This is a genomic window from uncultured Veillonella sp. (genome assembly GCF_905209685.1).
Classification (GTDB): Bacteria; Bacillota; Negativicutes; order Veillonellales; family Veillonellaceae; genus Veillonella.
The window spans coordinates 1-7,908 of the sequence record NZ_CAJLUB010000090.1; the positions used below are offsets into that span (position 1 = coordinate 1).

General features: G+C 37.5%; 6 protein-coding genes. 2 read left to right on the forward strand and 4 right to left on the reverse strand.

Going from position 1 to position 7,908, the window contains the following annotated elements; translation table 11 throughout:
• From ltrA to QZ055_RS06925, 3 genes are all read right to left on the reverse strand, one after another.
• On the reverse strand, positions 1-1,338 hold a 1,338-nt coding region (gene ltrA / locus QZ055_RS06915; RefSeq protein ID WP_295825552.1), incomplete at its 3' end, for a group II intron reverse transcriptase/maturase.
• A 673-nt stretch (positions 1,339-2,011) separates the two neighbouring features.
• Complete coding sequence (locus QZ055_RS06920) at positions 2,012-3,502, reverse strand: sodium:solute symporter family transporter (protein ID WP_295825553.1); 1,491 nt, start codon at positions 3,500-3,502, stop codon at positions 2,012-2,014.
• 33 nt (positions 3,503-3,535) lie between these two features.
• The gene (locus QZ055_RS06925; protein WP_295825556.1) at positions 3,536-4,348 is read right to left on the reverse strand and encodes a carbon-nitrogen hydrolase family protein; all 813 of its coding nucleotides are present in this window, start codon (positions 4,346-4,348) and stop codon (positions 3,536-3,538) included.
• A 594-nt stretch (positions 4,349-4,942) separates the two neighbouring features.
• Here QZ055_RS06925 and QZ055_RS06930 point away from each other — a divergent pair.
• Positions 4,943-6,616, forward strand: a complete 1,674-nt coding sequence (locus tag QZ055_RS06930) for a histidine kinase (protein ID WP_295825557.1) — start codon at positions 4,943-4,945, stop codon at positions 6,614-6,616.
• Positions 6,609-7,337 carry a LytTR family DNA-binding domain-containing protein gene (locus tag QZ055_RS06935; RefSeq protein ID WP_295825559.1) on the forward strand — a complete coding sequence of 243 codons (729 nt, stop codon included), beginning with the start codon at positions 6,609-6,611 and terminating at the stop codon, positions 7,335-7,337. Before QZ055_RS06930 ends, QZ055_RS06935 begins: the two co-directional genes overlap by 8 nt.
• Before the next feature lie 187 nt (positions 7,338-7,524).
• On the opposite strand, the gene QZ055_RS06940 is transcribed toward QZ055_RS06935, so the two are convergent.
• A partial coding sequence (locus QZ055_RS06940; RefSeq protein ID WP_295825560.1) for a hypothetical protein occupies positions 7,525-7,908 on the reverse strand: 384 nt, incomplete at its 5' end.

Here is a 7,908-nt window from a genome sequence, read left to right on the forward strand (position 1 = left end):
TGCTTTTACGAGCTTTTCTTTTGTTATTGACCTGTTAAGTATTGCACTTCCTGCTACTCGCCAATAACCTAGTCTTGTATTTCCCCACATATATGCGTACTCCTCTGGTATTCCTAACTTCTTTAAGTTTGTAACTCTAGTTGTAGATTTCTTCCATTGTTTCCATATATATTGACGAAATCTCCTTTGCAGCCATTCATTCCATTCCTGCATTTTGCGTTTTATACTTGCTATGCAGTAATAGTTCAGCCAACCGCTTATATATACTTTTACCTTGTTCATCACTACACGTACATTTCTTCCTTGGCTTCTAGCTGTCAGCTCTTTTAGTTTTGCTTTGGCTTTCTTCAAGGGTTGTTTGTGTACTCTTATCATTACACCCGTTTGGTTCTTACCTAGCGTAAATCCTAAGAACTTGAACTTTTGTGAGTATACGCTTACTGCTTTGCTCTTTTCCATGTTCAACTTTAGTTTAAGCTTATCTTCAAGATATTTTCTGCTGGATTCCAGTAATCTTTCCGCTGCTCTTTTGCTTTTTGCTTCGACAATAATGTCATCTGCATACCTTACTATATTTACTCCTCGTCTTGACATTTCTTGGTCAAACTCATTCAGGTAAATATTTGCCAGTAGTGGCGACAATGGTCCGCCTTGTGGCGAGCCTTCTTCTGTCTTTACTATTACTCCGTTGTCCATGACTCCGCTTTTGAGAAATTTCTTGATTAGTTCTATCAGCCTCTTATCTTTTATTCTCCTGCGAAGTATGTTAAGCAGTAAGTCATGGTTCAGCGTATCGAAATACTTGGATAAATCTACTTCTACTACGTATCGGTAGCCCTTTTCCGCATATTCTTTCACGCTTTCCATTGCCTGTTGTGCACTTCTTCCTACTCGGTAGCCGTAGCTTCCTTTGTAGAAAGTTTCTTCATACATTGGTTGCAGTACCTGTGCTATTGCCTGCTGTACCATTCTATCTATAACAGTTGGTATGCCAAGCTTTCGCACTTCTCCGTCTGCTTTGGGAATTTCCTTGCGTCTTACTGGGTTTGGTTTATATCTTCCGAACCATATGTCAGATACAAGTTCTCGACCATGTTCAGTGCACCAAGGTTCCAGTTCATCGACAGTCATTCCGTCGATTCCCGCGGCTCCCTTGTTGCCTTTGACTCTTTTCATTGCTTCGAGTAAATTTCTGCCCCGAAGAATTTCTCGCAGTAAATCCTGCGTTGCATTGTCTCTTTCTCTGTTGTCCCGAGTTCCAACACTCGGCACTCCTGCATACCCTTCACGTTCCACGCTATCCCTTTGCAGGCAGTCCTTTCGGTATTCTGCTTTCATTGTGTTGGACTCCTTTCTCCAGTTACTCAAGACTGGTATTTGTTCAGTCCTTCCCGTAAAAAAACGGTACTATGACCTCTGCTGACTTCTCACAGCAAGCTTTACTCCGTATTTCGGATTTCCTACTTTACGTCTGTGAGACCTCCCCAGGTAAGAACGATAACTTTCATTCCATGTAGCCGCCTTATTTACTGTATAGAGTTCGGGTAGCATTGGACTTCATCTTGTGTCGCAGACTTATCCACTCTAATTCAGCCTTTTATAAGGTTTCTGTTCGTCGGCTCAGAACTTTGCCCGCTGTCGATTTTCCGCAACAGCATCCGGCTTCCTTCAGATTCCACCTCACGATGGACACCCTTGCCTTCGGCTAACGCTTCCTGCTACCGAGCGCGTAGTGGACTTTCACCACCTAGTTATCGCCCATGCTGGGCGCACAACAAAAATGGCTGGAGCAATATGCCCCAGCCATTAACCCATACTAGCATAAACTAGATTGACCAGAAAAAATATATTAATGCCTTTTCTATTTTGAGATTTCTTCTCTATACGATAAAGAATCCTTTGGTTAGTACCATTTTTTCAATAGGATGTAAGAAATTACTACAGTGAGAACAGAAAGGGCTGCCCACACAGTTAACATTGAACTATGCCACAACATTTTGATACCCTCCTCTTATTTCTTAGCTAATTTAGCATCACGAATCGCTTGAGCTTTTTTAGTATCTTCTTTCCACATACTTGCCAAAACATACATTACAATAAAGCTAACTATAACACCCCAAGCACCAGCTGCCATTACAGAACGCTCAATATGGGCAATCAAATACAGATAGAAATATACACCTTCACCTACGATAGCACCAATAATAGCGGCCTTAGCATTTGCCAGTTTAGGCATAAACAGAGAAAAAATCAAAGGTGCCAGAGTAGCCGCGGATACGCCCGAAATACCAATCCAAACCATAACACCCATAAATGGAGGTGGATTAAATACCAGATAAAGAGAAAACGCTCCAATTAACGCTGGTAAAACCTTTGTCATGCGATAAGCTAATTTCTCAGCTTCATCTTGCTCCATAGGAATAATTCTATGCTTAACAAGAGTCTGCAAAAATAAATCATTACTAATACAAGTAGTAATAACAAGAATCAGACCGCACGCAGTAGACATCAATGCTGCCACAATCGCTACTGACAATATCGTACTAATAATCGGATGGAACAACTTTACATATTCTATAACAGCCATATCTGCTACTTTCAGGTTAGGATCAATAGCTCTCATATATAACCCGCCAAACATTACTAAGAGGCAGCAGAAAGATGCTACTATCCATGTCCAAATCATCTTGGACATATCCTTAGGATTCTTCAGTGCCATAATTTTGTTAAGCAACTGTGGTTGTCCGGCAAAAGCAAATTCAATAAACATAACACCAAATACTGCTGCATAGCTGTACATATGAAGAGAGTCAGGATTAAGCACTGTTACAAAGTTAGGATTTTGAGCAGCCAAAAGATCAGAAACTTCTGTTAACCCTCCTTTAAACATCATTATACCGGATATGAATACGAATACGCCTGCGAAAATCATGAGGCACATTTGACCGATACTAGTATAGATATCAGCAAACAGGCCACCAACAGTTACATACAAAACAGTAATAACGGTTACGCCAATAATAGCAGTAGTATAGTCAAGACCTTGAATCATACCAGACAACAAACTGCCACCTGCTGAAAATTGACCGGCAATGTAAAAAATTTGAATGATAAATACTATGGAACACAAACCACGTAACACATCGCTATCATAGCGTTTTGCCAACCAGTCGGCCATTGATATAGATTTAAGCTCTATATTAGTATTACGTACGCCCTTAGCTAACAGAATAAATCCCAAGGTTGATGCCATAAAAATAGCAAGAAAAATCCACAGGCCGGTAGCTCCCCAAGCATAACAGAAGCCAACATACCCCATAAACGTTGCTGCAGAGAAGAAGGATGCTGCAAAAGCAAGTCCTAAAGGAATTGGTCCCATAGATTCGCCGGCTACAGCAAAATCACTTAAACCCTTGATTTTTTTTGCTCCTAAGAAACCAACGTATACTACAAATAAAACATATAGTGCCAGTCCGCATATCATCCAGGTATTTAATGACATAATTACAGACCTCCTCTCTTAAATATAATCAAATTATACTTTTTCCCACTCAGATTTAACTAAAGCTTTGTTTAAATCACGCAGATATGGAACCGTCCTACGAGCTTCAGTACACTTATCAACGTCTATTTCCGCAACAAGTACCGCATCGCTATCTCTATCAGCTTCACACAGAACTTCGCCATTTGGAGCTATAATACGAGAATGACCACCTAAGAAAACTGTATTATCATCGACGCCTGCACGGTTAACAGCGACTACATAAATACCATTCTCTAATGCTCGAGCTTTAGATTGGATGTCCCATACATAATAACGTGCTCTACCAAAAGCAGACGGATAAGCAATAACATTAACACCTTTAAGTACCATCAAACGAGATAATTCTGGGAAGCCAATTTCATAACAAATTTGGTGCCCAATCTTCAAATCACCATATTCTACAGGAGCAGGAACTTCGCATCCATTTTGGAACCGTAGCTCCTCATTATCCCAAAGATGAACCTTGTCATATTTACCCATCAGACCATTTTCATTTACTGTCAAAGCGGTATCTGTAACAATACCTTTGTTTTTGGTAGTAGCTATAATGCAACCAGTAACAAGAATTTGGTATTTTTTAGCTTGTTCAATCATCCATTTAGTAGTACGACCAGAAGGAATATCTTCAGCTAATTCCACATCTTGTTTTGGAATCCAGTAGCCCGTATTAAAAAGTTCTGGAAATACCACCCATTTAGCACCTTGATCTACTGCTTCCTTCAGCAATTTTTCTGCTCTAGCGAGATTAGCATCAACATTTGCCAACTCACAATTCATTTGGATAGCTGCAACCTTAATTTTCATAAAAAATCCTCCTCCTTTACACTCGTAAATATATATCGTTTTTCGACCTTTTTGTTCGTAAAAACCTGTGATAAATTCAGTTATATTACTTATTTGTATTATAGCATACAAAAATAACTGTATTTCATTTTAGAAGTAAGTTGCGGAAAATCCTGCCTAAGATACTGTAGGATAGTCATGGATTCATGTAACATATTTTTTCTATCTGACATTCAACAAGACAACAAATATATCTCTAACATATTTTATAAAAATGAATTTTTTTCATTGTTGCTGTAAGTTAAAGGTTTAGAGTGAATCAAATGTATATTTTATAAACATTATATTTTTAAATATTGATACACAAATCATCACTTATAGAATTCCCTTGTTAGCAGCAACATTAGAATTTTATCATCATAGTCTTTTTGCCAAATATGCATTTAAATCTCTATTTTTTTATAATCTTATCCCAGAAAGTTACATTATAATTCTCTCACATGCATGTTAGAGATATTTTCCCGTATCTTGTTTTTTTTATTATTAATGAGAGATTTTTGTGTTAGAATAATAATATAGATTGTTGTTTATCTAACTACATTTAAGGAGTTTTCTATGCTTTGGTATAATGTTATAATTAATCTATGTGCAAGGCTATTCTTTGCTACTATCCTATTTTCTCTCCTTTGCCGTACATCAGTAATCAGGAACACAATCAACACCCTTGTAAAAAACAATCTAAGTAAACTAAAATTCATTGCAATCTTTGTAGCATTTTCCCTTGTAGATGCTTTTTTCGGAGCTCAACTAGTTACTCGCTGCATTAATAATCAGCTTGCCTTTGTTATGGTCTCAGGACTTATCGGCGGGCCAATCGTAGGTACAGCTACAGGTCTTATCAGCTCTATCCTTGCTTTTTTTCTTGTACCTTATGCTCCGTTTTCATATCACTATATATTGGTAATTTTAATCGGTCTTATTGCAGGCTTTTTTGCTACCTGGCTTCAGAAGCAACATGCCATTTATGCTGATGCCTCTATATTAGGTTTAATGTTCACTTTTTTCTACCTTGTCATTAATATATCATTAAACACTACTACGTTGCCTAACAGTTATACTGTTGAAGATATCTTATTTCCTACTCTCTTTAGTTATTCTATAGGTGCTGGCGCATTTATGGGTATATTAGAAGATTTTTATAATCAACAAGAAAAAATAGAAGGAATCAGTGCCAAAACAGCGTTAAAAATCACTAATAATTCTATCTCTATTTTACAAGACGGCTTAAATACTACCAGTGCTTCAGAAACTGCTGATATTATTCTTCAGGAAGCAGAAACATTTGATTTTGTAGCTATTACATCGTTAGATGAGATATTAGGCTTTTCCTCCTACCGCACCGAAGCCCCCTTCGTCTCTTTTTTAGTAGATGACTTTCAAAATCTTTTCAAAACTTCTTTCAAGCAAGATGCGAAGAATCTAGATGTTATTCGCTCCTATATTAATGTTCCTATTTATAATGATAAACACCATGTCGGTTACTTCTGTGTCGGCCATATTCTAGACTCCGAAACTACTCCTTTTGAAACCACATTAGCTCATGGCCTTGGTACTATGATTACCAACCAAATCACTGTTCATAGCATTAAAGAAAAGGCTGGTCTATACGATAAGGCAGAAATTAAAGCTCTACAATCTCAAATTAATCCCCATTTTCTTTTCAATGCTTTGAGTACTATCAGTTTCTACTGTTCTCAACAACCTCAAACTGCTAAATCTCTTATCAATGATCTCGCTAGCTATTATAGGAACAATTTGACAGATGGAAATACCATGATTTCTATTCTAAACGAACTTCAGCATATCAATGCTTATATTCATTTAGAACAGGCACGCTTTGGTGACAGATTAAAAGTAGATTATGACATAAACATCGAAGAATCATTCCTAGTCCCAGCTCTCATACTACAACCTATTGTTGAAAACGCTATCCGTCATGGACTGTATCAAAAACTTGAGGGTGGACGAATTATTATTCGAATTGACAAGCAAAAAAATTCTTTCCGTATTGCCGTAATTGATGACGGGCTAGGTATGACATCAGATAGATTAAAACATATTTTTGACAACACGAAGCCTAAGAATTCAATAGGACTTACTAATGTAAACCAACGCTTAATTACTCTTTATGGTCCAAAAAACAAACTTAAAATCTATAGTAGCATGAATAATGGTACCATAGTTATTATGAAAATTCCTTTTCAAGAGGTGAGCGAAAACAATGATTAGAACTATAATTGTAGATGATGAATACCCAACTCGCCAAGAGCTAGCTACTATTCTAAGCAATATCAGTGATATTGAAATTGTAGCTCAATGTGCTATAGGTCAAGAACTCCTTGATTATCTTCAAAACAGTACTGTAGATATTGTTTTTCTCGATATCGAAATGCCTCAAATTAACGGCTTAGATATTGCGCGTATTATACGCACCACCATCCCTAACCCACCACAAATTGTTTTCTCTACTGGTTATGGTCAGTTCGCTGTCCAAGCTTTTGATTTGCAGGCCTTTGATTATGTTTTAAAACCATATACTCAGGAGCGCATCCTTATTGCAATAATGCGATATAGAAATTTCAAAAAGCAAACTGATAATATTAAACATAAGGATAGTTTTAAACTTCCTATTTGGCATAACGATAAAATGATTCTGCTAAACCCGGAAACTGAGATAAGTCTTATACGAGCACAAGAACAAAAAATTATTGTTTCTACTAATAATGGTGAATTTGAAATCAATACCCCTTTAAAAGATTTAGAGCAAAAACTTAAGGAGCACGGCTTTCTTCGTACCCATAAATCATATATAGTTAACATTGGTAAAATCAGAGAGATAATTCCTTGGTTCAATGATACCTTTATACTCACTTTAGAAAACTGTGACTATAAAGAAATTCCTGTTTCACGCCATTATTTACCAGACTTCAAGAAATTCTTAAATATCTAACGAACCTCTAGATCTATCGTAAGCGTCAAATCTTTACTATTGTGTAAATTACGCTACAGAACCTAATGCACTTTCTGCATCCTTTGACAGAAACCCTACTCGCAAAATATTTCTAAATAAAGCATAGATTTCTGCACGCAAAACAGGCAGCAAATCCGCTGCCTGTTTTACTTATTCCATATGCTTATTACAATCTGCGCATAACAAATCCTTGCATAGCATCATCCCACAAAAGCTCCAGCTGCAAATCCGTGCAATATTTTCTCTGCATGCCAAAGGTAGCTTCCGGAGGCATATATTCATATTGGCTAAGCAGGATAAAACGTCCGCTTCCGTCCGTGTTAATCTTGGTTACGATTTGCCGCCACTGGTCAATGGCATAGCCATTTTTAGCTAAATCCTCCAAGGTCACGTAGGTCAGCCATTGTCCGTTTTGCTTGCCGATAAGCCAATAACCGCAGTTCTGCTCATGAGCACCGATAGTGGCATTTATTTCAAAAAATATATTTTCGGGATTGGCGGTAAAAACATCCCGCACCCTATAGCCAACCATTCCATTCTCCGCAGGAAC